28 protein-coding genes are annotated in these 26,957 nt (G+C 42.2%); 6 read left to right on the top strand and 22 right to left on the bottom strand.

Features of this window, described 5'->3' with window-relative positions; translation table 11 throughout:
* Positions 1-63: 63 nt before the first annotated feature.
* The 4 genes from tsf to M3M38_RS00280 all read right to left on the bottom strand — a co-directional run bounded on the left by tsf (position 64) and on the right by M3M38_RS00280 (position 2,918).
* Positions 64-921, bottom strand: coding sequence for a translation elongation factor Ts (gene tsf / locus M3M38_RS00295; protein WP_252814214.1), 858 nt, complete (start codon positions 919-921; stop codon positions 64-66).
* 76 nt (positions 922-997) lie between these two features.
* Positions 998-1,741, bottom strand: coding sequence for a 30S ribosomal protein S2 (gene rpsB / locus M3M38_RS00290; RefSeq protein ID WP_252814212.1), 744 nt, complete (start codon positions 1,739-1,741; stop codon positions 998-1,000).
* A gap of 144 nt (positions 1,742-1,885) precedes the next feature.
* Positions 1,886-2,179: a GIY-YIG nuclease family protein gene (locus M3M38_RS00285; protein WP_252814210.1), complete on the bottom strand. Its 294-nt coding sequence runs from the start codon at positions 2,177-2,179 to the stop codon at positions 1,886-1,888.
* The gene (locus tag M3M38_RS00280) at positions 2,166-2,918 is read right to left on the bottom strand and encodes a tRNA1(Val) (adenine(37)-N6)-methyltransferase (protein WP_252814209.1); all 753 of its coding nucleotides are present in this window, start codon (positions 2,916-2,918) and stop codon (positions 2,166-2,168) included. The genes M3M38_RS00285 and M3M38_RS00280 overlap by 14 nt, the downstream gene beginning before the upstream one ends.
* Positions 2,919-2,994: 76 nt before the next feature.
* Between M3M38_RS00280 and M3M38_RS00275 the strand changes: the two genes are divergently transcribed.
* Entirely contained in the window at positions 2,995-3,636 is a 642-nt protein-coding gene (locus M3M38_RS00275; protein ID WP_420842643.1) for a lysophospholipid acyltransferase family protein, read from the top strand.
* Positions 3,637-3,652: 16 nt separating this feature from the next.
* Here M3M38_RS00275 and M3M38_RS00270 read toward each other — a convergent pair whose 3' ends face one another.
* Together M3M38_RS00270 and M3M38_RS00265 are read right to left on the bottom strand one after the other, a co-directional pair.
* A complete protein-coding gene (locus M3M38_RS00270) occupies positions 3,653-3,871 on the bottom strand; it encodes a YneF family protein (protein WP_252767098.1) in 219 nt (72 codons plus the stop codon).
* A 31-nt stretch (positions 3,872-3,902) separates the two neighbouring features.
* Positions 3,903-4,157, bottom strand: coding sequence for a DUF896 domain-containing protein (locus M3M38_RS00265; protein ID WP_252767097.1), 255 nt, complete (start codon positions 4,155-4,157; stop codon positions 3,903-3,905).
* Between the two features lie 143 nt (positions 4,158-4,300).
* On the opposite strand from M3M38_RS00265, the gene lexA reads away from it, so the two are divergent.
* Positions 4,301-4,936, top strand: coding sequence for a transcriptional repressor LexA (gene lexA, locus M3M38_RS00260; RefSeq protein WP_252767096.1), 636 nt, complete (start codon positions 4,301-4,303; stop codon positions 4,934-4,936).
* A 54-nt stretch (positions 4,937-4,990) separates the two neighbouring features.
* Here lexA and M3M38_RS00255 read toward each other — a convergent pair whose 3' ends face one another.
* Genes M3M38_RS00255 through M3M38_RS00240 form a run of 4 tightly spaced genes read right to left on the bottom strand, consistent with a single transcriptional unit; the run spans position 4,991 to position 7,029 of the window.
* Entirely contained in the window at positions 4,991-5,491 is a 501-nt protein-coding gene (locus tag M3M38_RS00255; RefSeq protein WP_252767095.1) for a phosphatidylglycerophosphatase A family protein, read from the bottom strand.
* A gap of 3 nt (positions 5,492-5,494) precedes the next feature.
* On the bottom strand, positions 5,495-6,121 hold the full coding sequence (locus tag M3M38_RS00250) for a hypothetical protein (protein ID WP_252814207.1): 627 nt from the start codon (positions 6,119-6,121) through the stop codon (positions 5,495-5,497).
* A gap of 16 nt (positions 6,122-6,137) precedes the next feature.
* Positions 6,138-6,833, bottom strand: coding sequence for a CPBP family intramembrane glutamic endopeptidase (locus tag M3M38_RS00245; RefSeq protein ID WP_252767093.1), 696 nt, complete (start codon positions 6,831-6,833; stop codon positions 6,138-6,140).
* Entirely contained in the window at positions 6,820-7,029 is a 210-nt protein-coding gene (locus M3M38_RS00240; protein ID WP_252814205.1) for a hypothetical protein, read from the bottom strand. The genes M3M38_RS00245 and M3M38_RS00240 overlap by 14 nt, the downstream gene beginning before the upstream one ends.
* A 121-nt stretch (positions 7,030-7,150) precedes the next feature.
* Here M3M38_RS00240 and M3M38_RS00235 point away from each other — a divergent pair, with 121 nt between their 5' ends.
* Positions 7,151-7,780 (top strand): deoxynucleoside kinase, encoded by a 630-nt coding sequence (locus M3M38_RS00235; protein WP_252767091.1) that lies wholly within the window; start codon positions 7,151-7,153, stop codon positions 7,778-7,780.
* 47 nt (positions 7,781-7,827) lie between these two features.
* Here the strand turns inward: M3M38_RS00235 and M3M38_RS00230 are convergent, their stop codons facing one another.
* The 3 genes from M3M38_RS00230 to pepV form a co-directional block, all read right to left on the bottom strand.
* Entirely contained in the window at positions 7,828-8,985 is a 1,158-nt protein-coding gene (locus M3M38_RS00230; RefSeq protein ID WP_252814203.1) for an ArgE/DapE family deacylase, read from the bottom strand.
* A 15-nt stretch (positions 8,986-9,000) separates the two neighbouring features.
* The gene (locus M3M38_RS00225; protein WP_420842665.1) at positions 9,001-9,849 is read right to left on the bottom strand and encodes a MetQ/NlpA family ABC transporter substrate-binding protein; all 849 of its coding nucleotides are present in this window, start codon (positions 9,847-9,849) and stop codon (positions 9,001-9,003) included.
* Between the two features lie 345 nt (positions 9,850-10,194).
* Positions 10,195-11,595 (bottom strand): dipeptidase PepV, encoded by a 1,401-nt coding sequence (gene pepV / locus M3M38_RS00220; protein ID WP_252814200.1) that lies wholly within the window; start codon positions 11,593-11,595, stop codon positions 10,195-10,197.
* 87 nt (positions 11,596-11,682) lie between these two features.
* Here pepV and M3M38_RS00215 point away from each other — a divergent pair, with 87 nt between their 5' ends.
* Positions 11,683-12,525 (top strand): NAD(P)H-hydrate dehydratase, encoded by an 843-nt coding sequence (locus M3M38_RS00215; protein ID WP_252814199.1) that lies wholly within the window; start codon positions 11,683-11,685, stop codon positions 12,523-12,525.
* Between the two features lie 43 nt (positions 12,526-12,568).
* Here M3M38_RS00215 and M3M38_RS00210 read toward each other — a convergent pair whose 3' ends face one another.
* From M3M38_RS00210 to M3M38_RS00185, 6 genes are all read right to left on the bottom strand, one after another.
* Complete coding sequence (locus M3M38_RS00210; RefSeq protein ID WP_252814197.1) at positions 12,569-13,789, bottom strand: MFS transporter; 1,221 nt, start codon at positions 13,787-13,789, stop codon at positions 12,569-12,571.
* Between the two features lie 46 nt (positions 13,790-13,835).
* Positions 13,836-15,320 carry a ribosomal protection-like ABC-F family protein gene (abc-f, locus tag M3M38_RS00205; protein WP_252814195.1) on the bottom strand — a complete coding sequence of 495 codons (1,485 nt, stop codon included), beginning with the start codon at positions 15,318-15,320 and terminating at the stop codon, positions 13,836-13,838.
* A 125-nt stretch (positions 15,321-15,445) separates the two neighbouring features.
* The gene (locus M3M38_RS00200; RefSeq protein WP_252814194.1) at positions 15,446-16,099 is read right to left on the bottom strand and encodes a TetR/AcrR family transcriptional regulator; all 654 of its coding nucleotides are present in this window, start codon (positions 16,097-16,099) and stop codon (positions 15,446-15,448) included.
* Between the two features lie 22 nt (positions 16,100-16,121).
* On the bottom strand, positions 16,122-17,246 hold the full coding sequence (locus tag M3M38_RS00195; protein WP_252814193.1) for an ABC transporter permease: 1,125 nt from the start codon (positions 17,244-17,246) through the stop codon (positions 16,122-16,124).
* Positions 17,224-17,970 carry an ABC transporter ATP-binding protein gene (locus M3M38_RS00190; RefSeq protein WP_420842664.1) on the bottom strand — a complete coding sequence of 249 codons (747 nt, stop codon included), beginning with the start codon at positions 17,968-17,970 and terminating at the stop codon, positions 17,224-17,226. The genes M3M38_RS00195 and M3M38_RS00190 overlap by 23 nt, the downstream gene beginning before the upstream one ends.
* A 986-nt stretch (positions 17,971-18,956) precedes the next feature.
* Entirely contained in the window at positions 18,957-20,117 is a 1,161-nt protein-coding gene (locus M3M38_RS00185; protein WP_252814191.1) for a macro domain-containing protein, read from the bottom strand.
* Between the two features lie 257 nt (positions 20,118-20,374).
* Here M3M38_RS00185 and M3M38_RS00180 point away from each other — a divergent pair, with 257 nt between their 5' ends.
* Positions 20,375-21,418: a zinc-dependent alcohol dehydrogenase family protein gene (locus M3M38_RS00180; RefSeq protein WP_252814189.1), complete on the top strand. Its 1,044-nt coding sequence runs from the start codon at positions 20,375-20,377 to the stop codon at positions 21,416-21,418.
* Between the two features lie 55 nt (positions 21,419-21,473).
* On the opposite strand, the gene M3M38_RS00175 is transcribed toward M3M38_RS00180, so the two are convergent.
* Positions 21,474-21,908, bottom strand: coding sequence for an ACT domain-containing protein (locus M3M38_RS00175; RefSeq protein WP_252767452.1), 435 nt, complete (start codon positions 21,906-21,908; stop codon positions 21,474-21,476).
* Positions 21,909-22,129: 221 nt separating this feature from the next.
* Here M3M38_RS00175 and M3M38_RS00170 point away from each other — a divergent pair, with 221 nt between their 5' ends.
* A complete protein-coding gene (locus M3M38_RS00170) occupies positions 22,130-22,738 on the top strand; it encodes a TMEM175 family protein (RefSeq protein ID WP_252814188.1) in 609 nt (202 codons plus the stop codon).
* 39 nt (positions 22,739-22,777) lie between these two features.
* Here M3M38_RS00170 and M3M38_RS00165 read toward each other — a convergent pair whose 3' ends face one another.
* Positions 22,778-24,460: a putative polysaccharide biosynthesis protein gene (locus M3M38_RS00165; RefSeq protein ID WP_420842642.1), complete on the bottom strand. Its 1,683-nt coding sequence runs from the start codon at positions 24,458-24,460 to the stop codon at positions 22,778-22,780.
* Positions 24,461-24,515: 55 nt separating this feature from the next.
* Entirely contained in the window at positions 24,516-26,939 is a 2,424-nt protein-coding gene (gene leuS, locus M3M38_RS00160) for a leucine--tRNA ligase (RefSeq protein ID WP_252814186.1), read from the bottom strand.
* Positions 26,940-26,957 lie beyond the last annotated feature (18 nt).

Here is a 26,957-nt window from a genome sequence, read left to right as displayed (position 1 = left end):
CAGACTCAGTAACGGCAGAAAAAAAGACTAGCAACGTTAATTGCTAGTCTTTAGTCAAATTAATTATTCGTCTTCAGCTTCAGTAGCTTCTTCAATTCCTTCACCAACTTGGTAACGAACAAAGGCAGCTAACTTACCACCATTGCCTTCCACATATTGGGCAACCGTTTGGTCTTGGTCCTTAACGAATGGTTGGTCAGCTAAACAAATTCCAGCTAAGAATTTGTGCAGACGACCAGCAACCATCTTTTCGACGATGTTTTCTGGTTTACCTTCGTTTAAGGCTTCTTTCTTCAATTCTTCCTTTTCGTGATCTAACCGTTCTGCAGAAATGTCAGATTGCGTTAAGAATTCTGGGTTTTCAGCAGCCACGTGCATGGCAACGTCTTTAGCAACCGTTTCATTAGCGCCATCCAGTTTAACTAGGACACCAATTTCTCCACCATTGTGTAGGTACTTACCAAAGATTTGGTCGCCGCTCTTAGTCATGGTTTCAAACCGACGTAACGTAATCTTTTCTCCAGTAATTTGGCTCGTGTGAATAATGGCATCTTCGACCGTGTCGTCGCCAAGGGATAACTGCAAAGCAGCAGCCACGTCTTCAGGTTGTTCTAAAGCAACTACACTGGCAATGGCATCCACTAAGTTCTTGAAATCATCGTTGGCAGCCACAAAGTCCGTTTCAGAGTTAACTTCCACGATGGCAGCTTTGTCACCATCAATTGCTACTTGGGTTAATCCGTTTGCAGCAGTGTTTCCACTCTTCTTACGTGCTTTAGCAACCCCTTTTTCCCGTAGGATTTCGATTGCTTTTTGTTCGTCACCATCAGCTTCAACTAAAGCCTTTTTGGCATCCATCATTCCGGCACTAGTTTTGTCCCGTAATTCTTTTACTTGTTTAGCAGTAATATTAGCCATCACTTAGCACTCCTTTTTGTCTAAAAAAGCTGACTCGACTAGGCCGAAATGGTCTAAACAGAGTCAGCCAGATAATTAATTATTCTTCGTTTTCAGAAGCTGGTTCTTCATCACTTTGTTCGAAGGATGCTTCACTAACTTCATCTTCACCTTGACGACCTTCAATGATAGCGTCAGCCATCGTCGAAGTAATCAAACGAATGGCCCGAATGGCATCATCGTTAGAAGGAATTACGTAATCAATTCCGTCTGGATCATTATCAACCATTGCAATTACTGGAATGTTTAATTTTTGTGCTTCTTTCAAAGCAATTTGCTCTTTGTGAGGATCCACGATGAACATTACATCCGGAACCTTAGGCATGTCTTCGATTCCGCCTAAGAAACGTTCCAACTTTTCAGTTTGCTTAACTAATAATGAAGCTTCTTTCTTTGGCAACCGTTCAAAAGTACCGTCAGTAGCCATTTTCTTCAGGTCTTTCAAGTACTTAATCCGTTTTTGGATGGTGTTCCAGTTAGTTAAGGTTCCCCCCAACCAACGGTGGTTAACGTAAAAAGCACCAGAACGTTTAGCTTCTTCTTCAACTGAATCTTGTGCTTGTTTCTTAGTTCCTACAAACAGAACTACAGCGTCATCAGCAGCAGAATCCTTCATGAAGTTGTAAGCAACTCCCAGAAGTTTCACCGTCTTTTGTAAGTCGATGATGTAAATTCCGTTCCGTTCCGTAAAGATGTACTTAGCCATCTTTGGATTCCAACGACGGGTCTGGTGTCCGAAGTGAACCCCAGCTTCTAATAATTGTTTCATTGTTACTACAGCCATAATCAGCCTCCATAAAAAATAGTTTTTTCCTCCCCAAAATTATTCCCAGAACTCAACCGAGCACTACCAGGAAAAACGTCTTGGGTGCGTATTAGTAATTTAATACCAAGATTCATTATACAAAAAAGCGCCACAAAAAACAACCTAATTGCTCGACAACCTCCATTGCCGTGGCGTCAGTCCCTGTGCTTGTAAAAACCGTTCTTTTTGCTGACGAGATTGATGCTTAAAGCGATATTCAGCTTGTAATGCTGCCCGTTTATTCGTAAAGGCTTCTGAATAAAGAACGCACACTGGTTGATGCACTTTGGTATATTTAGCTCCCTTGCCGCTTCGATGTGTCTGAAATCGTTTGGATACGTCAGTGGTAAAGCCACCGTAAAAAGACCCATCATCACATAACAGAACGTAAAAATAAAATAATTTATTTGCTTCCATATAAAAGTTCCTGCACAAAGGGGGTATACGTTTCTCCTGCATAAACAACGATGGCAGGCCTGACCTTGAGACCGCTGGCTTGCCCATCCTTACGCGCTGCAATTAAAACCATGTTCGCATCCTGATTTGCCCGAGGATAAACAAACTGAATCTCTTTGGGAGCCAACCGATGAGCTTGTAATTCGGCTAGAATCTCTGGCAACCGGTCCGGTCGGTGAACCATAAACAGTTTCCCGCCGGTTTTCAAAAGATCACTAGCCGTTGTAACCACCTGAGTTAGATTGGTCTTTAACTCGTGGCGCGCAATTGCTAGATACGGATTCGGATTTTTTTTACTGGTTACTTTCACGGGAAAATACGGTGGATTAACCGTGACCGCATCAACCGATTCCTTGGCAAAGTAATGTAAGCTATCGTTAAGGTCGGCATGAACCACCCGCACCTGTTGCTCTAACTGGTTTAACTGGACACTGCGCTCCGCCATGTCACACAACCGGGATTGAATCTCGACCTCTGTAATCTGACCGTGCGTTTTTTGACTTAAAAACAAACCCACCGCTCCATTTCCAGCACACAAGTCAACAATTTGGGCTTTGGCACTGCGCTTTACGTTTGCAAAATGAGCCAGCATGACCGCATCTAACGAAAAGGAAAACACCGCATCACTTTGAATGATTTGGATGTGATTTCGGTATAATTGGTCGATTCGTTCGTCTGGTCGTAGTTGCACTTGCTCCATCCGTTTTCTCCTCATCATTTTTTCTCAGCAAACATGGTATACTATTAAAGGTTAATTTTACATCTCAACAGAAAGGATGAGACGATTGTTTTATTCGTTTGCTTTTTCAGTAATCAAATGGATCATCATCATCTTCAACGGCAAACCGGACGTACAGAATCGGCAGAGAGTTCCGGCTGGTAACTATGTCTTAATTGCCCCGCACCGAACCTGGTTTGACATGCTCTTCTTTGGCGTCGTTCTCTTACCCAAACACTTCTTCTTTCTTGCTAAAAAGGAATTATTTAAAAATCCCATCTTAGCCTGGGGATTACGCAAGTGTAACGTGGAACCGGTTGATCGCCATAATCCCGGAATTTCGGTCGTTAAGCGCCCCGTTAAGGTCTTACGTAAGACTGATCTCTCCGTTTTGATTTTTCCTTCTGGGACGCGGCATTCAACCAAATTAAAGGGAGGCGCGGCTTTAATCGCTAAAACCGCCCAGGTTCCCATGGTCCCCGTGGTTTATCAAGGTCCCTTAACCTTAAAACAGGTCTTTTTACGCAAGCGGGCTCACATTAACTTTGGTGATCCCATTTATATCGAAAAATCCAACCGCTTGAATGACGAGGAACAAGCCGCCATCGAAACCCAAATGGCAGCCGCTTTTACCAAGCTCGATAACGAAATTAATCCGGATTACGTTTATCATGATCCTAAAGAAAAAACCACTAAATAGTGGTTTTTTCTTTAGCTTATTTAGCATTGCGTTTCATTGCAATCATCATTTGATTCAGCTTTTTCTTTGATGGTTTTTGTCCCATTTGTAACATCATTGCTCGCAGCTGATCTTCGTTAATCGGTGGGTTGTCCTTTAAGTATTTTTCCATATACTTGCGGGCCATGAAAAATCCACCAGCTGCTCCTGCCACTAGCGCTAAAATTACTAGTAAAATCCAAATCCAAGTTGCCAAGTTAAATTCCTTCTTTCTGAACAGTTAATAATTAATCGTCACGCAAATTCTTCTTGCGTTGAGCCTCTTTGACCGGTTCGGGAGTTACTTCATTTCCATCTTTATCATACAACTGGGTCATTTCAAGTTGGGTCCGAAAGTTTGATTTAAACCGTTTGAGGTATTCTTTACGTAACTTTTCTTGTTCCGCTTTTTCTGCATCAGTTAAACCCGCGTCTGATTTAGCCTTTTTTGCCAATTCATTAATCCGCGGAATTAACTGCTTTAATTTTTCATCTTCAGCCATTCTGCCACTCCCTTTTTTAATTTCTTTAATAATAGCATGAAATCAATCATAATAAAACAGGAAACGGGCGAACTAACGTTTGCAAACTCCTAATTTTATGGTACGCTAAAAGCATTGCTACTAAACGAATTTGAGGTGTTTACATGTCTTCGCAAGCTAACCCAAAACAACAGGCCATTTTACAATTTATTTATGACAACGTCATTGACCACGGCTATCCACCGACTGTTCGTGAAATCGGGAAATCCGTGGGTCTGTCTTCCACTTCCACGGTTCACGGTCACCTTTCTCGGTTAGAAAAAAAGGGCTACATCACCAAAAACCCCACGAAGCCACGAGCCTTAGAAATTACGGAGGACGGGATTCGATCCTTGGGGATTCAACCCAACTCCACTGAAAACGAAATGCCACTTTTGGGAACCGTAGCAGCAGGAGAACCCATCTTAGCAGTTCAAGAAGCAACCGATTACTTCCCAATTCCAGCGGAACTGCAAAACCAGCGAGCCGACCTTTTCATGCTGACCATTAGCGGGGAAAGTATGATTAACATTGGTATTCTAGACGGCGACCAGGTAATTGTAAAACGACAACCCAATGCCGAAAATGGCGAAATCGTAATTGCCATGAATGATGAAGGAGAAGCAACTTGTAAACGATTCTACAAGGAAAGTGATCACTTCCGGCTTCAACCGGAAAATGATACCATGGCCCCCATCATCTTAAACAATTGTGTCATTCTTGGCAAAGTTGTGGGATTGTACCGTAACGAAATTAAATAATTAAAGCAAAAATAGCAATGCCCTCATGGATGGGACATTGCTATTTTTTCGTGATTATGAATTTTCGTGGGCGATCTTAGCCGAAGCAGCTCCCGCCACGGCTCCGACAATATCATCAATAAAAGTAGTTACTCGGGATTGTTCCCGGTCTAATGCCTTCACAATGCCCTGCTTGTTAGTATCTAAACCACAGTAATTGGTAATTCCAATCGTTCCGTAGATGTTGGCAATTCCTAATGCTAAGGTCTCATCAACTCCAAAGACCCCTAAATCATGTTCTACGATACTTTGCAGTGGTTCGGATAATTGATGATTGGTTGCTAATCGATCAATTTCCATCCCCACCAATGCATTATTTAATACTTCTCGTTTATGCAAAACATCAATCACAATCTTATCCACGTATTCCATGCTGGGAATGTTAATAAATTGTTTTTGTAAGTTATAGGTCACCTTGGAAATATCGCGGACGGTCACGCCATTATCGTTCAAAAATTTAATCACCTGATCATAGGCCTGGGTATCTGGATACTTATAATCTCGTTTGTCGACCATTGCTTAGCCCTCCTCATTTTCCGGCATCACCGTTACATCGTATTCGTTAGGATAATTTTGTTCCGTAATAATCAAACTAATCGGTTTTTGATCTTGCAAACGTTGTTCGATTACTTCGCCCACGTAAGCCGCACCATTAAAATCTTCCTTAAAGTCATCAAACGTTGAGAAATAATTAATTTCTACCACCGTATCGCTATTGCTTCCAGAAGTCGTTAAGTCTTCGACGTGAATCATCCGATTATTTTGTAATCGTTCGATAATTGGTAATGCAAATTCCCGGTAGAACTTCTCTACCTTGGAAGCTTCGGTAGCCACGTCATCCGCTTCCCCTTGAATAGAAGCTAGTACTTGCGCTTCACTCGGATTTAAGGTGGTGACGTTGGCAAGCAAAAATTCCTGATCGTGACTCGTTAAGGCCGTTTCAATTTCAGTTGTAAACTGGTCATCATCACCATGATTTAAGGCATTGGCAAGTTGTTCAGTCGTTTCGACGTCATAGTCATTGTACAACTGGCTTAGATTCCCCATCCGATCTAAATATTCTTGTCGTTCCTCTTGTAGTTCCGCTTGTACCTTGGTTAACCGACTTTTTAAATTTTGATAATAATTAAATTCTGTAATATCCATATTGATCATCCTTTCTCTAGTGGACGTTTCCCAGAATGGAAATCACCATCATAATCGTTGCGAATAAGTTATTGAGAAAATGCAAGGTCATCGAAGCCTGAATCCGATTCGTCTTTAAATAAACTCGGGCTAAAATAACTCCCATCGTTGCATAAACCAAGAAGCTAAGCCAGTTCGAACTTGCATGCCCCGCGGAAAAAACAATTCCACTAATCAGCATGGCTAACCAACCAGGTGCCCAGTTTAATACCCCGCGAATTAAAAATCCCCGAAAGACTAGTTCTTCAAGCATCGGCGTTAAAAAGACCATGCCTACACTCATTAAAACCAAAACAATCGGACTACTGGAGAGCAATTGGTAAATAATCTGGTTATTTTCACTTCCAGCGGGAAGATGCATTAGTTGCGCCACAATTCCAATCACAATTTCTACTGCAAAAAATTCAAACAACGAAACAATGATCAACTTCCAATCCGATTTAGTCAATTTACCGTTTGGTTGGTGCCAAACCCGTTGATATGCTTTAAATGCTAACCAAATGGAAATTAAATAAACAACGATGTAAATCACGGCTATGCCAATCACCATTCCCATTTGAAAATGCGAATGTTGCAAGAACAGCATCGGCACGGGAACCACGACCACCAAACCAACTAATAGAATAAATACCAGTAGTCGTTTAATAAATTGACCGATTTCACTTAAATTCATGGGGGTGTTCCTCATCCCTTTCTGGATGGCTAAAGTAACGTTGACAGATCAAAACAACGATGGGAATCACAAGTGCTTGTAGCCCGATTCCCACTCCTAATAGAAAAATCCCAACTTGTAACCGACCCGTTACAAAATAACTGCAGCCCATTATCAACAAGCCCACCACAATTAAAAATCCATCTAACCACTTCATTTGCTCACCATCACTAAATCGAATTATTACTAGGATACCATAACTCGCCGCGAGGCTCCGCTATTTTATCGAAATTCACGGGCGTGCTATACTAATCTTATTATAGAAGAAGGAGCTCTTTATGGTGATAATTACTGCTGGAATGATTGGGGTCGGCAAAACCACGCTGACCGGTAAACTTGCTGAACACCTCCACACCAAACCGTTTTATGAACCGGTGGGGGACAATCCGGTTTTACCCCTCTACTACAAAAATCCCCAACAATATGGTTTTTTGCTGCAGATTTACTTTTTAAACAAACGATTTGCGATGATTAAAAAGGCCTTAGCCGATGACAATAACGTCCTGGACCGCTCTATTTACGAGGATGCATTGTTCACCAAAGAAAATAATGCAGCCGGTAACATTTCTGACATCGAACTATCAGTTTACCTCAAACTCTTGGACAACATGATGGCTGAATTAGCAGAAATGCCCAAGCAACGTCCCGACTTGCTGGTGTATGCCGACGCTGATTTTCCCACAATTTTGGCCCGGATTAAAAAACGGGGTCGTGATTACGAACAATTTGACGATAATCCAGAGTTGGAGGCTTACTATCACAAAATGTGGCAAGCCTACCAACAATGGTATGAGGACTACGACGTTAGCCCCAAAATGAAGATTGATTTACAAACTTATGACCTGCAGGATCCTGAAAATGCGGCCATCGTTTTAAAGCAAATTGATGAAAAAATCAAAAAACTGTAATTAACTAGAAGAGCACGGTTAGAAATCATTCTAATCGTGCTCTTTCGTTAGGCCTGGGTCGCAAAAAATTGAGTTGCCAGGTTCTTATAAATGTTAATTGTATTCAAATAACTACTAATGGTCGTGTGTTCGGTCCGTTGGTGGGACGTTCCCGCTTTATCGGGACCCAAAACGATGACAGGAAGCTCAGGATTCTGTTTAACAAACACACTTGCATCCGTCGCTCCATTATCGATGCCGGCATGAATTTGCCGATCCGGATAGTTGACCTGTGAGATTTCTACCGCGTTTCGCACTAACCACTCGTCCGCTTGACTCTCAACTGGATAAAAGTCGTGAATCACCTGGAGTTCTAACTCGTAATCAGTGGTTTCGTTTAACTGGTCAATCGTGGTTTGCAGTAACTTGCCTACTGCCTGGTTACCAAATGTGGAGGTTGGTCGCACGTTTCCCAATAATTCAGCGGCATCTGGAATCGTGTTCACCTGTTCTCCCCCACGAATCACCGTCACACTGTGTTGCACGTGGCCGAGAGTTGGGTCAACCGGTAAGTCGGCAAAAATTTGGGCTTCTCGTTGGATGTACTTGACCAATCCTTGAATGGCATTAATTCCGTGCGTTGGAACCGAACTGTGGGCAGCTTTTCCCCGACTCACAATCCGGTAGTTAAAACTGCCAGAGTGCGCGTAGGTCACGTTCCCATCGGTGGCTTCGCCGACCACTAACGCATCTAAATCGGTTAGCAGGTTGGGAGCAATTTGGTAGGCCCCAGGAGCACCATATTCTTCACCTGCCGTAATTAACAACCGAATTTTGCCGGGAATTTCTCGCTGTTCTTCCACTAACTCGATTAGCGCAATTACTTCGGCAGCGAGGCCGCTCTTCATGTCAGCGGCCCCCCGACCGTACAACTTATCCCCAACCACAGTCGCAGCAAACGGAGCATGTTCCCATTCTGCTTCGTCGCCCACGGTTACCGTATCCTGATGTCCAGTAAAGCCAAAGACTTGGTCCGTTTTTCCGGAACCAATCTCAACAATTAAGTTGGTGCGACTTTTATCATCCGTAATTGGTTGGACTTGACTCGCGATTCCGTGCTCTTGAAACAAGCGAACTAAGTAGTCCGTGATGGCAGCTTCATTGCCATTAACGGTTGGAATTTGGATTAAATCACGTAAAATTTGTACTTTTTCTGCTGCTTTCATGAGTAAACGTCCTTTCTACTTTAGTTTGAGGTTCCAAGCGGGAATTTGGTTGATGCCAGAGACCTGTTTAATCTTTTTCGCTGTTGCTTTCGTTTGGTAGGCCTTCACTAATTTCTTAATCCGTGGATCATTACGATTATCCCGATTAGCGGCGATAAAGTTAATCCACTGCTTGGAATTTTGGTTAAACGGTTCGGTAAAGATGGCCTTGTGGGGATCTAACGAAGCGGTTTGCGCGTAGTTTCCGTTCACAACTGCAGCCCCTACATCGTTTAAAGAGCGCGCCGTTTGACTGGCATCCACTTCTTTAATTTTTATATTCCGGGGATTGGCAACGATTGAACGTGCATCCGCAAGTTTAACGTTAGGTTTTAACTTTAAGAGTCCCGCGCTTTGCAAAACAAACAACGCCCGCGATTCATTATTCGCGTCATTGGGGACCGTTACGGTACTACCAGCCGGTAAATCATTAACACTCTTACTTTGATAGGAGTAAATCCGCATTGGTTCGATGATGGTATCCCCGACCGCAACGATGTGGTCGTGGTGCTTTTGGTTCCACAAAGCTAAAAAGGGATAGTTTTGAAAGGCATTTACGTCAATGCTGTGGTTTGACAATGCGGCATTCGGTTGACTGTAATCAGTAAAGCGTTGGAATTTCACCGTCAATCCGTACTTTTGCTGGGCGGTGTGCGCTACGGAATCCCAAATTTGTTGTTCCGCTTTTGATCCGGCCATGATTCCCACGGTAATCGTATTCTTTTGTTGGGCAGCTCCCCGCCCAAAACTGAAGTATCCCATAATGATTACAAAAACGATTAGCCCCAGCCAAATAAGTCTGCGTGCTGCTTTTGACATCTTAATTCCCCCTTCAAAGTGATTGTAAATAAAAAAGCATTCATCCTTAAAAAGGACGAATGCTTCGCGTTACCACCTTACTTCGCCAGCGTATCACTACCCTAGCCTCCGTGAGTTACAGCTATCAACATAGCTCAAACCCTGTGGTAATAACGACCACCACTCCGTTAACGGCTCATGATTCACCGCTAATGACTCCAAGTCCATCTTCAAAAACCCGCCATCATCTCCTCGCACCAGCCGGAGACTCTCTGTGATTTAAGGTTTCTTACTCAACTCTTCCATCAATCAGATATTAATTTGCCTTAACGATATAACTAATCCATGTCGTTGTCAATCGAAGCACGCAAATTATTTAGTGACCGTAAAGATGGCTTGCGCGTAAATTGAAATTGCTAACATTAAATCGGCCACTGGTTGGAATTCATTGGCTTGGTGCATGGTATCAGTTGCATTCGGGAAAAGAGCACCAAAGGCGACTCCGTGTTCCATCAAGCGAGCAAAGGTGCCGCCCCCGACTACCTCTGGTTGTGCGTTAGTTTCACCCGTTTGTTCCTTGTACACGTTCATCAAATCAGTGACTAACTGATCATCAGCAGGAACAAAGTGCGGTTCCATGTTGTTGGTCTGCGTAACCGTTGCTTGATATGGGGTTGCGGCCTTTTCCAAGTGTGCTTGAATCTCTGCTGGCGTGATTCCCTTCGGATAACGGAAGTTGGTGTTAACCACGCCGCCCGTTTCAGCATCGTAATCCATTAACCCAACGTTCATAGTTAGGTCACCCATGACTTCATCAGTAAATTGCAGTCCTAATTGCCGGGCCCGTGAATCATCGTGCAGGTTGTTGGTAATAAAGCGAATGAAGTTCGTGCCGGGTTGATCTAACGGTAGTTGTTTTAAGAACATGGCTAGGTAAGTCCCGGCGTTAATCCCGTTGCGCGGTTCCATTCCGTGGGCTGCTTTTCCCACCACTTCAAAGTGAATTTGTTTCCCAATGATGCTGGCTACTCCACTAACTGGCGCATTTTCAATAAAGGCATCAAAGTCTTTCATGACCGCATCAGGATCTTCCATCGTCACAAATGCTTCGGCATCCCGGGGCACCATGTTTTCCTTGAGTCCCGCTTTGAACGATAACAATTGTTGTTCAGAGATCGCGTTGTCCCCATCAAAATGGGTTTCGAAGGTAACATTTCCCTTTTCACCATTAATTAATGGAAATTCAGCGTCTGGTGAAAAACCAGCCGTAGGAGCTGGTTCCGTTTCAAAGTAACGGTTCATGCCCGTCCAGTTCGTTTCTTCGTCAGTTCCAATGATTAACCGAATTTTTAGCTTGGGCTCAATCCCGAGATCCTTTAAAATCCGCAGACCGTAGTAAGCAGCCAGTGCTGGGCCCTTGTCGTCAGAAGTTCCTCGCCCAATGGCTTGCCCATTTTGAATTAAAAGTTCAAAAGGATTCGTGTCCCAACCATTGCCCGCCGGAACCGTGTCCGCGTGACCGAGGATGGCGAAGTAATCATCACCCGTTCCGTATTCAATGTAGCCGACCACGTTATCAATGTTTTTCGTCGTAAAGCCGTCGCGTTTCCCAAAGTCTAAGAATTGGTCCAAGGCCTTAGCGGGGCCGGGTCCCAGGGGAAATTCATCCGTTTGATTTTCCACGTCACGTGAACTGTCAATCGCCACCAGTTGTTTCAAATCTGCAAGATATTGATCTTGATACTTAGCAGCAGTTGCTTTCCAATCTGTCATATAGAGATCATCCTTTCCCGATGTCGTTGCTTTAATCCTACCATGAATCAACCTGTTGAATGCTATAATAGTTTCGAGGTGAATCCAATGAAATTAATTACATCTTCAATTCTACCAAAAGTAATCCGCAAACGACCAACAAAGAGCTTCAAGGGGACCTATGGCAAGGTGGCGCTGATCGGAGGAAATCATAACTTTGGCGGTGCCATTATCATGAGTACCCTCGGCACGGTTTACGCCGGAGCGGGTTTAACCACCACCTTCACGGATGCTAGCAATCAAAGTAGCCTGCACGCGTGGGTTCCAGAAGCGATGTTCGCTGATTACCAAGATCAGGCGCAACTAACCCAGTTGTTACCCACCATGGACGTGATTAGTTTAGGGTCTGGGCTCGGAACCGATGAACAAGCCCTCAACTTAATCAAGCTGGTATTTAACCTGGTTACCCCAGAACAAGTGCTCCTAGTTGATGGATCAGCCTTAACTTTAGTTGCTAAGTACCAATTGGCATTGCCAACGGCTACCATCATCGTCACGCCCCACCAAATGGAGTGGGAACGGCTGACGGGCGTGCAACTAACTAACCAAAATCCAGCGACTAACCAACGAGCGTATAACCAATTATTAGTCGATCATCCGCACCTAATTGCCGTGGTTAAATCAGCACAAACAGAAGTCTTTACCCCTACCGGAGCATTTCAAAACACCACTGGAACTCCCGCTCAAGCTACTGGTGGTATGGGTGATACCCTAGCCGGGATTATTAGTGGCTTTGTAGCGCAATTTCAATCCGTGGATGACGCGGTTCTTGCAGCCGTGTATACCCACAGCGCCATTGCGGATCAGTTAGCCCAACAACAATACGTCGTGCTCCCACACCAAATTTCAGAGGATTTGCCCCACTTTATGCACGAGCACCAAGCTGATTAATTAAATCTAGCAAAACAGACGTCTGTACTAGGCGTCTGTTTTTTTAATGATCTGATTGTAAAACCCATTTCACTCGTCCATCAAATAACATCACCAGCGGGACCAGAATCATCGGTAGAACCAACCCCAACATTAGTTGGGTATTGGGCTGGTGCACCACACCCGTGATCAGCGAAGCCAGAGGCGAGAGAATCCCAAAAATTGAGAAAATCGTTCCCAACGTTTTCCCCATTTGTTCGGGCTGCAGCTTGCGCTGAACCGCCGTCACAAACATAAGTCCCGTTAAAAAGTTGAAGGTTCCATACATCAGCCAAGCCAGACAAAAACTTACCACTTGAACTAGCAAGTTTGACGTTATTTGCATTACCAACAAAAACAGCACAAAACCGCTCCCTTGCAACAGTAAAAAAAGTGGATACCAGCGAATCAAGCGTGCCAGTAATCCCGTGTATCTACCCACTACTATCCCACACGTAATTGCCGCGATTCCAATTAACAGTTCCTGTAACGAAAAGGCAATCCGAAACCTGTGTAAGTAAGTTGTTAAGTATAACGGGGTCAAGAACCAGAAGCTCCAAAAACTTAGGTTCAAAATAATTGCATAGGGCAATAAAACCCGAATGACCGGAATTTTAACAATGGCTTTAAACTCACTCACAAGCTTGGTTGAGCGAAAGTTATCCCAGGGATGGTCGTCCGGTTGTCGGTGTGAGTAATCTTGTAAGCGTAAGATGCTAATCGTTGCAATTGCCAATAACAGTAGCAATAAGCCGTACGCCATCAAGTTGCTGGGCAAAAAAGTAAACAAGCCCGCTACCACTGAAGCGGCAATGGTTGCTGTTTGATTGGCGACGTTTACAATCGTATTATTCTGCACTAGTTCGGCATCGGAATCAGCATAGTCTGGGATAATGGCCTCCACCGCTGGATTATAAAAAGCGGATAAGATACTAAGTCCGGTTCCCGCTGCAATCAACAAATAACTTAATTGCTGGGTTACAAGCAACAGAACCACAAAGGCTAATAATAGACCAGTCCGAATCAAACTAATGATTTGCATAATCTTAACCCGGGACCAAGTATCAGCAACCACACCTCCGACCGGGGCTAGTAACACCGTCAGTAATTCCAAACCACCCAGTAGTGAAATTAACCCCTGGTTATGCAGGTGGCTGGCAATGTACCAAAACGTATAAATGCTAAAGGCTTGCGTGGCAATCGAACTCGCTAGGTCATTGAGTGCCACTTGTTTAATTGGTTTCATTTTATGCTCCATGTGATTCGCACCATTTCACCCAGCTGGTCAAAGACTAACGTTCTAAATTAATAATCGTCGAAGCAACTTGGTGAATAAATTCCAAGTCATGGTCAATTACCAGTAAGGTCATGGGGCTTTCTTTTATGACTGCCACAAGTTGCCGGCGATTGTACTCATCTAAATAATTCAGCGGTTCGTCCCACAAGTAGAGATCAGCACTAATTGATAACGAGCGCGCCAGCTCGATTCGTTTCTGCTGACCCGCACTCATTTGATCAATCCGTTTCGTAAAATCGGTCCGCGCGACCCCTAACTTATGTAAATTACTCAAAAAGAGTTCGCGGTCTAATCCCATTTTTTCAACATAAGCAGGAATGGTCTCTTCATGGTGATAAGTCTGAAACAACGGGCTAATCGTTAAATGCGGTCGACGTTGAATTTCTCCCACTTGTGTCCCAGAAAAGGTCCCCAAAATGGCCTGCAACAAACTAGTTTTCCCACACCCATTGTCACCGACAATCCCTAAGACATCCCCACGGTTAACTGTAAACGACTGGGGCGCAAATAACTGACGGTCGCCGTAACCCAGCTGGACTGAATTCAAGCGCAAAATGGTCGAGTGATCCGGCTTCGGCAGTTTTAATTCCAACGGTTCTACGGTCTCAGTGGCCTTCTTCAAGGCCGTTTGTTCCGTAATCGCTTGGTTGCGTTTGCGTTCAGCTACCTTAGCCTTTTTCATTAACCGAGCCGCCCGATTACCCATCATGCCGCGGTCCATCACCTTCTGATCCGGATCGCCCTTCCGATTAAATTTTTGCTTTTCCTTATTTTGGGACCACTGCTGGTGCTGACGGGCGCTTTTTTCCAACTTAGCTACCTGGCGCTCAATTTTAGCATTGGTCGTTGCCCGTTCTTGTTCCGCTAACTGGCGATGCTCGCGAAAAGCTCGATAGTTACCATGGTAGAGCTGAATCCCCGTCTTTTCCAATGCCAAAAGTTGATCACAAACTTGATCCAATAAATAGGCGTTATGACTAACCAACATAAATCCCTGCTTATGCTGTAAATAATCAATGACCTGTTGGTTGCCCAACTGATCCAAATGATTGGTCGGTTCATCAATTAACTTAAAGGTTGTCTCGTCCGCAAACAGCATACTCAACTGAACTTTCGTTTTTTCTCCCCCAGACAACGTTCCATACTCGCGGTATAAAATCGATGCATCCACTCCTAGTAAGGTCAACTCCCGTTTTAATTGCCATACCGGAATGGTGGTAGTTCGGGTAAAGAAGTCACTTACTAGTTCTGTATATGCCACTGGAAATGGAAAGAATTGAAACGGTAAGTTACTTTGAATCACCCCGGATCCGTGTAACTGACCGGCAATTAACTTCAACAAGGTGGTTTTCCCCTGTCCGTTTCGGCCAATCACTCCTAGTTTCCAATCAGAGTTAAAGGTAAGGCTAAGATCGGTAAACACCGGTTCCGGCTTTTCTGGATAGGCAAAGGATACCTTTTGTAATTTAATTTCTTCCAATTAAATCCCTCCTTTCCTTTTAAAGGTAAATTGTTATCATTTTAAATGAATTCTTATATTTGTCAATGTGATCTCCGCCAATAAAAAAAGCAGCTGCTAATCAATTGATTAACTGCTGCTTAAGCTTATTGAGGCGTTAAACCATGTAAGAGAAAAGTAACTGCTTCCGTAGTCCACTGTTCCACCTGAGTTTCACTCACATCATCGCGGTTAGTAATAATCACCGGTAAAATAAAACTCATGAAGGTACTAAATACGAATTGAAGCAAGCGGGGGAGCGGCCATTGCACCAATTGTCCCTGCCGCTGAAATTCTTGTAACTGGTGTGCTAACGAGCCGGTTTTCAACGTTCCCAGTTGGTTTTTAACCTGGTTCACTAGCTCATCAGAACGAAAAATTTCTTGCGCAAAAATTCTGATTTGTGCCTTATTTTCTAACGCAAAAAGCATCCGGTTCTTAATAATATAGGTCAAAAAGTCCTCTAAATCATCGAACTGGCGCGTCCCCACTTCCGTCGTAAAATCCTGCACCACTTGCGGTAACACGGATTGGATAAACGGATCTAGAATGGCCTGCAAAATTCCGTTCTTATTTTTAAATTGCTGATACACCGTTCCTTCCGCCACACCCGCCGCCTGGGCGATATCCTTCGTGCTAGTTGCGTTAAAACCCTGGGTCGAAAATAGGTCTAAACTGGCCTGTAACACGGCTTGTTGCTTTGGGGAAAGATTGGTTTGCTGTAAACTGGCCGCAAAAATATTTTGAATGTTCTTAGTCATCGCGAATTTCCTTAACTAGCAATTAAACCCGCCGGTATTTGCGCAGGGTCATTACGTTTAAAATATAAAAGACAAGGGCAAACAGGGCCAAAATAACGACCGTTGGTAAAATAGCAGAAAAGCCAACCCCTTTTTGAATGATATCCGTAATGGCTTGGGAACCGTAGTACAGGGGCATCAATTTTGCCAACGGTTGAATCCAGCCTGCCATTTGGTTAATCGGGATAATTCCAGAGAAGAAAATCTGGGGAATCACCACTAATGGAATAAATTGTACCATTTGAAAGGCAGAATCGGCAAAGGTCGAAATCAAAAGTCCGAGGGTTAAGGCTACCAGTGCCAGCATGACCGCAATTAAGACCACGTTCAAAATGTTTCCTAGCAGTTGAATCTTAAAGGCATAGATACTAAAGCAGACAATCAGAATAGATTGCAGCACCGCAAAGATCCCGTAACCACCAATGTAACCAATGATAATCTCCTGCTTGCGAATCGGCGTTGCTAACACGCGACTAAGCGTCCCCGAGGTTCGTTCGCCCAAAAAGGCCACCCCAGAAATTAGGAAAACAAAGAAGAAGACCATGAAGCCAATCATAATCGGGAGTAACGTATCAAAGAACGTGGATTTACTACTTCCGTACAAGTACTTAGTGTGCAGCTGATAGTTAGGAACCGCTTGTGGTTGCGCGTGCTGCATGGCTGTCCCTAACTGTCCCTGGAGCTGTTGCAAGGCCTGAGCCTGCTTTTGCATCGTAGTGCTAGCCGCCTGCATCTTCAGTTTCACTTGCGTTGTTTTTAATCCCTGTAAAATCAGCGCGGTCTTCGTTTGATCACTATTTTGTAAGGTCAGCTGCAATTTATCTCCCTGCTGAGTTAAGACCCCGGCATAATCGTGGTTACGAATGTTAGTTTCCGCGCTGTGTTGATTATCAATCTGCTTAATTTGCAGATGCTTACTAGGTAAATTCTTAACCAACGTGCTGTCAACGTTGTGTACGGCTAACGTCGCCTTTTGGTTATTATTCGAGGTAAATAAAAAGTTCATCAACGTTAGTACAAACAACGGCGCAATAAACATCATGGCAATCGTCCGTTTATCACGCAACATCTCAATGATAATTCGTTTAGTTACTGCCCAGACGCGCATCTTGATCCCTCCCTGCTTTAATGAAAACCTGTTCAATTTGCTTAACCTGAAACTGATCTAATAATCCTTGTGGTGATCCTTGGGCAATGGCCTCGCCCCGACGAATCATCAACAATTGATCGGCCTGTTCGGCATCTTCCATCACATGGGTGGTCAATAAAATTGTGCATCCCTGTTGCGCCAACTTGTGCAGCTCATCCCAAATGTGAGCTCGTAATTCCGGATCAATTCCCACCGTCGGTTCGTCTAAAATCAAAATTTGGGGTTGTCCCAGTAAAGAAATGGCTAGTGACAACCGCCGTTTCATTCCACCAGAATAATCCTTCACGAACTTATCCAAATGCGGACCTAAGTTCACAATTCCGGCCACATAATCCAGTTGCTGCTGAATATCTGCCTGATTCATCCCTAATAAGGAACCAAAGAATTCGAGATTTTCTTTTCCCGTTAACCCTTGATATAAAGCATCATTTTGGGCCATGAATCCAATCTTTCCGAGAATTAACCGGTCGGGCATCGGGGTATCAAGCACTCGAACTTGCCCTTGTTTAGGTAGTAGCATGCCCATAATCGACTTAATGAGCGTTGATTTACCCGAACCACTCGGACCGATTAGCGCTAAAATCTGTCCCCGATTCACAGTAAGGTTGATATCCTTCAAAATAATTGTTTTGCCATACCCCTGTTCCAAATTTTGCACCGTGATGGTTGGCTGCATTTTGATCACTCCTTTTTTCTTTTTCTGAATGAGTACTCACTCATAGTAATCCCAGTTTTCACCTTTGTCAATCTCCAAACAAAATATTCGCAAACTAACTCAAAGTTAATAAAAATTATGAAATTATTTTAGTCTAAGATGGATTACCTTGATAATGACATAATTTAAAGTTTTTAAACTATTAAGTTCAAAATTTTTGAAATATATTATGGATATCTATAATATGACTAAATATTTTAATGATATTTTTATATATGCCAATAAAAAAGGATTTAAGCCAATTAAAAACATTGGAATAAATCCTTAAAATTTTATTATAAATTTTGAATACGATATCGGTTGCGTTTAAAATATCCAAGTACTCTCCAATGTCTACTAGTTAGTAGCTTAATTTTACTTGAATAAATTAGAGATAATCTGTTGTTGGTATTAATATTACCATATTGTCTAGCTAAAACATCAACATCTTTAGATATTTTTTTATCAAAGTATAATTATTATAATTTATTAGTATAGTTATAAATTATTACATCTAAATATTTCGATAGATCATGAAATTTTTTAATTATATTAGATGCATCAGATTATAAAATATTTTTAATTCAATGTTTATGTTAACTCAAAAATCCCTTTTTAATATGGATTAATAATACTTTGAAATTGTTTTAAGTGCATACTAATTAGATCTATATCTGAATTTTATTCATTAAAAGCTATCGGAATTATTTTTCATCATTTTCGAAAGCTTTCGCTAAATATCATGCTTCATAATTTAAACATGTCTCATTAATATTATCAGATGCTATAAATGACAATGCAATTGAACTAGATTATAAATGTTTATTTAAAGATTAATTCCATCTTGTATCTAGAATACTATCCTTTTCTGAAATAAAAGGCGAAATATTTTGTAATATCAATGGTAAGTAATTTCTAAATTTTTACTATAATCTCTAGATCAATTCAAAAAAATTTCCATAATTTACCATTTATTATAAAATATTAAAGTTGTTTTCTAAATCATAATAATTAATTTTTTTATTTACTTTTTGATCTAATACAATTGATAAATTAAAGTTAAAGTTTAATTCTCTCTTACTAATTTTGAAAGTCCATAATATTATTTTTAAAAGTTCATTATAGTTAGCTTTAATTCTGGTTATACCAGATCCAAAAAGAGGTATCATAATTGTAGTTTTACCGGCATAAAACTCGTCAATTTGATTCCAAAAGAAAAATAAAAATTGGATATAATTACTAATACTTAAGGTTGCCTTGTTTCCATCTTTTACATTCGTCATAGCAGTAAAAAATATAGTATCATCATACTTAAATATCGTACCTAATTTATATTTTTTTGTTTTCCCTGAATCTCTTGATTCATTATTTTCTATAAAATTCTTTTTCAAATTTTTATCTTCACACATTTTATCGTTAATTTCATCAATACTGACGTCATCTTCTTTTAAGATTTTTGCTAGAATTTTACCATTAAGAGATTTCTTCGTAACAATTTCATCATTAACTTTTGTATCAAAATATTCATTAAAAGGAAAAACACGAATAACATCATGATTAGGATGCCTTAGAATTGATTCATTTTTTACACTTATTTGACTTCCTTTATAGTTAAATGAAATTGATTGATATTTATTTTTTAAGGATTTTATTTTTAAATCTAACTCATGCCATTCATCATCAAAAGTATTCAATAATTTATTTTGAGAGATTTTTTTATTAATCTTTGAATTAATATCAATTATCAATCTATGGATATTCTGTTTATTTGGATTAACAATACTTTGGAATTGCTTAAGAGGTGAATTTTCTATCAATTCAATTCCATTTTCCTGATAGTGATTGAATAGGATAGGAATTATTCTTGATTCGTTATTTTCATCTTCATGAATTGAACCAGCTTCAAAATTTAACCAAGTACTATTAATATTCTCTGGTGTCAAGAATAATAATCCTATATCACTTGATTCTAAATTTTTTTTAATAATATCATTCCAATTATATCCAAATTTTATATCATCAGATGATATAAAAGTATTAACATCACTATCTTTAAAAATTTCACCTAAAAATTTTTTAAATTCAATTGCTAAATCTTTACTATATGAACCAGACCAACTTAAAAATAATTGCATAATAAATTCTCCAAATAATAACAATATATTTAAATATAAACATTATTTTTTGACTAAAAATAAACTAAAGAAAATTTAAGGATATTTCTTGAATATTATAACACTCATTAATATATTTATTAACTAAAATTTCGGTAACAATTTATAAGCAAATCGTTAGGAAACAAAATTGTCAAAAACTATAATATCAATATGTGGTTATTTATTTTAACTATCTAGTAACCACATTAATTTTATTTTTAAAAAGGAGTGTCATTATGAAAGCAAGTATTTTTATTAAACCGGGCGAAGTCCGGATTGAAGATCGACCGAAACCAGAAATTCAAAAGCCAACCGACGCCATCATTAAAATCGTACGCGCCAGCGTTTGTGGTTCCGACTTATGGTGGTTCCGGGGAATTTCCCAACGAGACAGCGGAACGCCTACAGGTCACGAAGGAATCGGAATCGTTGAATCAGTGGGTTCAGAAGTTACTAACGTTAAACCTGGTGACTTCGTAATTGCTCCTTTCACCCACGGTTGTGGTCACTGTGCCGCATGTAAAGCTGGTTTTGACGGTAACTGTTTAAACCGAGAAACTGGCAGTATCAACGGTTACCAAGCTCAATATCTACGGTTTGTGAACGCTAACTGGGCGCTCGTTAAGATTCCAGGGCAACCATCTGATTACACTCCCGAAATGTTAAATTCTTTCGTCACCCTCTCAGACGTAATGGCCACTGGTTACCACGCTGCTGCTACTGCCGAAGTTAAGCCAGGTGATACGGTCGCCGTTATGGGCGACGGAGCCGTTGGTTTGTGTGGGGTAATTTCTGCCAAACTCCGGGGCGCTAAACGGATCATCGCCATGAGTCGGCATGAAGACCGGCAAAAGTTAGCCCGTGAATTTGGCGCTACTGATGTGGTTCCAGAACGGGGTGACGAAGCAGTAAAACACGTCATGGAATTAACCGGTGCCGGAGTAGACGCCGTACTCGAATGTGTCGGAACGGAACAATCTGTCGATACAGCCACTAAAATTGTCCGTCCGGGTGCCATCATCGGCCGGGTCGGAATTCCGCAAAAACCTGACATGAACACCAACCAATTGTTCTACAACAATACTGGGTTACGGGGCGGAATTGCTTCAGTAACCACCTACGATCGTGAAGAACTTTTACAAGCTGTTTTAGACGGTAAGATTAACCCCGGGAAGGTCTTTACCAAACAATTTACCTTAGACCAACTCCAGGATGCTTACGATGCCATGGATCAACGGCAAGCCATTAAATCATTACTGATTGTTGACGACCAAGCCTAAAGCATCTAAAAAAACGGTTGAAATGAAAATTTCAACCGTTTTTTGTTCCTCTTATTTATTCAATTGATACCAAGCGGACTTGACTCGCACCCTCTACCTGTTTAAAGTCCGCCAATAATTCATCTAGCGTAATCGTAATGTGGGTCAAATCCAAAGAAATAACCACGCTCGCCATTTGATGAATCGGAATGTTTTGGTTAATGGTTAAAATACTCGCCCCACTAGCAGCTACTTCCTGCAATAATTGCGATAGTACTCCTGGGCGGTCGTTTAACATTAACGAAATCACTGCTTTTCTGTTCCAACTAGAATCATCAGTCGAATACACCATGTCTTTGTACTTATAGTAACTACCTCGACTGATTCCGACCGCCTTGACCGCTTCACTAATATTTGCGGCTTTCCCCTCTTCTAATAACTGGCGAGCGGCAATTACCTTGCCAAACATCTCTGGTAATAACGACTGATCCACAATGTAATACTGTTTGATTGTTCTCAACTCCTCCAATGCTACCTCGTGCTTAATCAAACTAAAAGTTCAATCCGTCTCATGATTATTTTCATCATATCAATTAAATTAGCAGAAGTGAAGCGCTTTCCCTGCTACCTAATTTAACTATTAAATCAATTTCTCGCTAGTCAATTTTAGTAAATTCAAATTATGCTATAATTTTTAGTTGAAGCACTAAATTTTAATTGGAGGTCGGTAATGTGAAAAAATCACGAGTCGAAGCCCTGACTGATGCCATTGTTGCCATTATTATCACCATCATGGTGTTAGAATTTAAAATTCCCAATACTCCCAGATTTATAGAAATCTTTGATAGTATTCCCGAATTATTTGCCTACATCGTTAGTTTTATTTTCATCGGGGTGGCCTGGTACAACCAGCACTACATGTTTTACTTGGTCCATCGAATTACCAAACGGATTTACTGGGCCAATAACTTGTGGCTCTTTACGATGTCGCTGATTCCGATTGTATCTGCCTGGGTCGGAAGATTTATGGATAACGTTGCCCCCCAACTATTTTACCTACTCTTTTTTACCGCTTGGAACATCGCTTATTTAATTCTCAGTAAGGTAATTTTAAACGAAATGGAAAAAGAACACGACGAAACTGGTATTAAAAAAATTAAAAACATGTGTAGCTACCAATTTTTAATTAGTTGGAAGTTTCCCGCCTTAATTATTATAACTGCCATTGCCATTTGGATTTTCCCACCTAGTGGTTTAGTTTTTAGTTTAATTGAAATTATCATCAACGGAATCTACACCTCACCTGATGGTGACAAACTCGAGGGACCCACGGTCAAATAAAAAACAGCGCTAATTGCGCTGTTTTTTTGTTAACAATTTTTAACTAATGTGCAAGATAGTTCGTAGCCGTGCCACCCGAGCTCCTAAGACTTCATCCGCAATTCGACTCTTTAAAGTACAGTACAGGTAAACACTAGCACCAATCATCGCCGCCAGAGCCGTCACCACTAAACTCATCAGCGAACTAAATGGATTGGCTACTAAGCCAAACAAGAAATTAAGCACATAAACAGTAATTAAAGTAATGAAATACATAATCAACGAATAGGCAAGTAACCGAACCGAATCATTCAACATCTTCTTAACTTCAAAACCGAAGTCGTGGTTTAAAGAATAAATGATTAACCCATTGGCTACCGTAAAGCCCACCACTGTCGACATGAGAGTTCCAAAGGCTCCAAACCAGTAGACCAACGGAAATTGCGTCAAGACCTTGGCAATCGTTCCAATCACAAAGTACTTCACAGCCCGCCGGTTTTGGGATACTCCCTGCATTACGGCAGAGGTTACCACAAACAATCCAATTGGAATAGCCGCGATGGCCGCAAAGGTCAACACGTTACTTCCAAAGTCCATGTTTGCTGTTCCATAAAAGGTCCGATTCAAAGGACCCGCCACGGCTGCCATCCCCAAGGAAGCCGGTAACATCACAAATTCAAAGAGAATCATGGTGTTAGACAGTTGATCACGCATCATTTGCATGTTGCGCTTGGTAAAAGCCGTTGATAGTAACGGTACGACCGTAATTGCTAATGACGAAGCTAACGAAATCACGATCATAGTCAGTTTATTGGCATTTCCTGCAAAAACCGCATAGTCAACCTGTAAGGCTCGTTCGGAAAAATTAGTTGCCAACCGCATAATGTCAAAGAAAGTGAACTGATCAATCAGCGAAAAGATGGTCACTCCGGCTCCCAAAATCACAAATGGTACCGCCTGACTAATGATTTCACGATACAACTGGTTCGTGGGCACCCGCAATTGGTGGTTACTATTGGCCACCAACGATCGATAATAATCCCGACCACGCCAGTAATACCAGCCTAAGATTAAGAACCCAAAGATGGCACCGATAAACGCCGCAAATGTTGACTGAGACACCGCCGTGACCCAGTTACCATGTAAGACTCGCAAAATAATGAAGGCAGAGACTAACATGTAAATGACCCGGGCCAATTGTTCAATAAACTGGGAAATGGCTGACGGTGCCATGTCACCATAACCCTGGAAATACCCCCGGGTTAAACTCATCGTAGGAATGATTAAAACCGCCCACGATAACGAGTGAATCACCGGAATTACGTTGGGATCCCCATTCGTTAAGAACGGCGCTGCAAACCAAAGAATCAGGGCGCTAATCACTCCCATTAAAATGGAAAGAATGACCCCTTTTTTATACAATTCAACTCCCACACCATACTCGTTCAACGCGTTATAGTGTGCCACTTGCTTGGCAATCGCGGAAGGAATCCCAGCAATCGCCACAATCAACACAAAACTATAAATGTTGTAACCTTGAGTATAAAGCGAGTTAGCAATCGGGAATAATGCTGCTCCAAAAATCAGGCGCCACGGGATGATGTACAGGGCTCCCAGGATTCGCGAAAGAATACTTCCAATCGTCATCCAGGCGGATCCCTTTAACATTTGGCCCTTAGCTTGTTCTGATTCTGCAAATTGTTGTTGTTCTTCTAATTGATTGTTTTCAACATCGTTATCCACTAAAATAACCCACTTTCCAACCAAATCTCAAAGCACCAATTTAGCATAAAATAGATTAATTGGCGACAATATTGACAATCTTTTTTGGAACCACAATCACCTTCCGAACCGTTTTATCGGTCAAGTTGGCTTGCACATCCGGTAGTTCCAATGCCATTTTTTCAATCGTATCTTTATCAACATCGACCGGAACGGAAAGCCGTGCCCGGACCTTACCGTTAATCTGAACAGCGATCTGGACTTCATCCGCCTGCAGTTGGCTTTCATCGTACGTCGGCCAAGCAGCGTAAGCAATCGTCTCATCGTGACCCAACCGGTGCCAAATTTCTTCTGCAATATGCGGTGTAATTGGGGACAGCAACTTAATTAACCCTTCGGCGTATTCCTTTGGTAATTGTTGGTGTTTATAAACGTCGTTCACAAAGACCATCATCTGAGAAATAGCCGTGTTAAAACGCATTTTTTCGATGTCGTCGGTAACCTTTTTCACGGTTTGATTATAACTCTTGGCTAATGCTCCATCGTTTTCAGCAACCACCATGCCGCTTGCTTGTTCTGCGTCACCTTCATACATCCGCCAAACCCGTTTAATCCATCGATTAGCTCCGGTAATTCCTTCCGTACTCCATGGTTTCGATTCCATCAACGGACCCATGAACATTTCGTAGAGACGGAGGGTATCTGCCCCGTATTCATTCACGATGTCATCCGGGTTCACCACGTTCCCCTTCGATTTCGACATCTTTTCGTGATTGGTGCCGAGAATCATTCCTTGGTTCACCAACCGTTGGAACGGTTCTTTGGTCGGAACAACGCCCAAGTCATACAAGAACTTGTGCCAAAACCGAGCGTACAGCAAGTGCAAGACGGCGTGTTCGGCCCCACCCACGTACAGATCAACCGGCAACCAGTACTTCAACTTTTCGGGATCAGCAATCATCTGATCGTTGTTTGGATCCACGTAACGGAGGTAGTACCACGAACTTCCAGCCCATTGCGGCATCGTGTTCGTTTCCCGCCGGCCGTGCCGACCGTTTTTATCAGTTACATTAACCCAATCACTAAGGTTAGCCAATGGACTTTCTCCGGTTCCAGACGGCTTAATGTTATCGGTCTTTGGCAACCGTAACGGGAGTTCGTCTTCTGGCACCAGTGAAGTCGTGCCATCGTCCCAATGAATCACCGGAATGGGTTCACCCCAGTACCGTTGCCGGGAGAAAATCCAGTCCCGGAGCTTGTAGTTAACTTTCTTAGCTCCGGCATCATGATCCTCAAGCCAGGTAATGATGGTGTGAAGCGCTTCATCCTTATCCATGCCATCCAGGAAGCCCGAATTAATGTGAGTCCCATCGCCGGTGTAGGCTTCCTTCTCAATGTCACCTCCCGCAATCACGGGAATGATGGGTAAATCAAATTTCTTGGCAAACTCATAGTCTCGTTGATCGTGTGCAGGAACTGCCATGATGGCTCCCGTTCCGTATGATGGCAGCACGTAATCACCAATCCAGACGGGCAGTAATTTCCCGTTCACGGGGTTTTTAGCGTAAGCCCCAGTAAATACCCCGGACTTATCCTTGTTGAGGTCGGTCCGTTCCAAATCAGATTTAGAAGCAACGTATTTTTGGTATTCAGCGACCGTATCGGCTTGTTCAGCGGTCGTAATGTCTTCCACCAATGGGTTTTCTGGAGACAAGACTAGGTACGTTGCCCCAAAGAGCGTGTCCGCCCGCGTGGAGAAGACTTCGATTTGGTCGTCTGGATGTTGGTCAACGTCAAACTTGATGCTGGCACCGACTGATTTTCCAATCCAGTTCCGTTGCATCTGTTTAATGCTTTCCGGCCAGTCCAAATCATCCAAGTCATCTAACAACCGTTCGGCATAGGCCGTAATTCGCAAAACCCATTGCTTCATTGGCTTCCGGTACACGGGGTAACCGCCCCGTTCGGTCTTGCCATTAACAACCTCTTCGTTGGCAACTACCGTACCGCCCATCAAATCAGGGGCCCAATTGACCTCAATTTCATCTTCATAGGCGAGACCCTTTTTGTAGAGTTGTTCAAAAATCCACTGGGTCCACTTGTAGTACTTCGGATCGGTCGTGTTGACTTCCCGACTCCAATCGTACGAAAATCCGAGTGATTTAATTTGGCGTTTAAAATTTTGGATATTTTGGTTCGTAAAATCGGCTGGATTATTCCCCGTCTTCATGGCGTACTGTTCGGCCGGTAGCCCAAAGGCATCCCATCCCATCGGATGCAAAACGTTCTTGTTCTGCATCCGATTAAACCGCGCCATGATGTCAGTAGCCGTGTACCCTTCGGGATGGCCCACGTGCAGTCCCTGTCCAGATGGATACGGGAACATATCTAAAACGTAGTACTTCTCTTTATTCGGATCCTCGCCCGTTTTAAACGTCTGGTGTTCATCCCAATAGTTTTGCCATTTGGTTTCAATCTCTTTGTGATCATAAACGGCCATGTCCAACACTCCTTTGTA

It is taken from the genome of Fructilactobacillus cliffordii, assembly GCF_024029355.1.
In the GTDB taxonomy this organism is placed as follows: domain Bacteria; phylum Bacillota; class Bacilli; order Lactobacillales; family Lactobacillaceae; genus Fructilactobacillus; species Fructilactobacillus cliffordii.
Note: the sequence above shows the minus strand (reverse complement) of the source record. Positions and strands in the feature narration are given on the sequence as shown.

Coding starts and splice junctions, on each gene's coding strand:
- M3M38_RS00200 (WP_252814194.1), bottom strand. CDS start 16,099: ATGACTAAGAACATTCAAAATATTTTTGCGGCCAGTTTACAGCAAACC.
- M3M38_RS00235 (WP_252767091.1), top strand. CDS start 7,151: ATGGTGATAATTACTGCTGGAATGATTGGGGTCGGCAAAACCACGCTG.
- leuS (WP_252814186.1), bottom strand. CDS start 26,939: ATGGCCGTTTATGATCACAAAGAGATTGAAACCAAATGGCAAAACTAT.
- M3M38_RS00230 (WP_252814203.1), bottom strand. CDS start 8,985: ATGAAAGCAGCAGAAAAAGTACAAATTTTACGTGATTTAATCCAAATT.
- M3M38_RS00250 (WP_252814207.1), bottom strand. CDS start 6,121: ATGGATATTACAGAATTTAATTATTATCAAAATTTAAAAAGTCGGTTA.
- rpsB (WP_252814212.1), bottom strand. CDS start 1,741: ATGGCTGTAGTAACAATGAAACAATTATTAGAAGCTGGGGTTCACTTC.
- M3M38_RS00245 (WP_252767093.1), bottom strand. CDS start 6,833: ATGAATTTAAGTGAAATCGGTCAATTTATTAAACGACTACTGGTATTT.
- lexA (WP_252767096.1), top strand. CDS start 4,301: ATGTCTTCGCAAGCTAACCCAAAACAACAGGCCATTTTACAATTTATT.
- pepV (WP_252814200.1), bottom strand. CDS start 11,595: ATGACAGATTGGAAAGCAACTGCTGCTAAGTATCAAGATCAATATCTT.
- M3M38_RS00280 (WP_252814209.1), bottom strand. CDS start 2,918: ATGGAGCAAGTGCAACTACGACCAGACGAACGAATCGACCAATTATAC.
- M3M38_RS00285 (WP_252814210.1), bottom strand. CDS start 2,179: ATGGAAGCAAATAAATTATTTTATTTTTACGTTCTGTTATGTGATGAT.
- M3M38_RS00185 (WP_252814191.1), bottom strand. CDS start 20,117: ATGCAATTATTTTTAAGTTGGTCTGGTTCATATAGTAAAGATTTAGCA.
- M3M38_RS00210 (WP_252814197.1), bottom strand. CDS start 13,789: ATGAAACCAATTAAACAAGTGGCACTCAATGACCTAGCGAGTTCGATT.
- M3M38_RS00215 (WP_252814199.1), top strand. CDS start 11,683: ATGAAATTAATTACATCTTCAATTCTACCAAAAGTAATCCGCAAACGA.
- M3M38_RS00255 (WP_252767095.1), bottom strand. CDS start 5,491: ATGGTCGACAAACGAGATTATAAGTATCCAGATACCCAGGCCTATGAT.
- M3M38_RS00180 (WP_252814189.1), top strand. CDS start 20,375: ATGAAAGCAAGTATTTTTATTAAACCGGGCGAAGTCCGGATTGAAGAT.
- M3M38_RS00195 (WP_252814193.1), bottom strand. CDS start 17,246: ATGCGCGTCTGGGCAGTAACTAAACGAATTATCATTGAGATGTTGCGT.
- M3M38_RS00240 (WP_252814205.1), bottom strand. CDS start 7,029: ATGAAGTGGTTAGATGGATTTTTAATTGTGGTGGGCTTGTTGATAATG.
- M3M38_RS00275 (WP_420842643.1), top strand. CDS start 2,995: ATGAGACGATTGTTTTATTCGTTTGCTTTTTCAGTAATCAAATGGATC.
- M3M38_RS00265 (WP_252767097.1), bottom strand. CDS start 4,157: ATGGCTGAAGATGAAAAATTAAAGCAGTTAATTCCGCGGATTAATGAA.